Annotated in this window: 1 pseudogene; it reads left to right on the top strand. The window is 68.3% G+C overall.

The window, feature by feature from the left end:
- Positions 1-176: pseudogene (locus AAEY79_RS15365) on the top strand (glutathione S-transferase); the annotation flags it as partial.
- Positions 177-262: the final 86 nt, after the last annotated feature.

Raw genomic sequence — 262 nt, 5'->3', positions numbered from 1 at the left:
GCGCGTACGTGGCCGGCAACACCTTCACGCTCGCGGATATCCCGATCGGCCTGTCGGTGAACCGCTGGTTCGGCACGCCGTTCGAGCATCCCGAATTGCCGGCGGTGTCGCGCTATATCGAACGTCTCGCGACGCGCGAAGGTTTCAAGCAATACGGCGGCAGCGCGAATCCGTAATGCTGCGCCCGTCGCGCGTGATGCGGCGGCGCCGTCGCGGGCGGCGCTTCATCGAATCCGGCGGGCACCGGCCCGTCGTCACGCAC

Source organism: Psychrobacter sp. GW64-MNA-CIBAN-0177 (genome assembly GCF_040309585.1).
Lineage (GTDB): Bacteria > Pseudomonadota > Gammaproteobacteria > Pseudomonadales > Moraxellaceae > Psychrobacter > Psychrobacter okhotskensis.
Note: the sequence above shows the minus strand (reverse complement) of the source record. Positions and strands in the feature narration are given on the sequence as shown.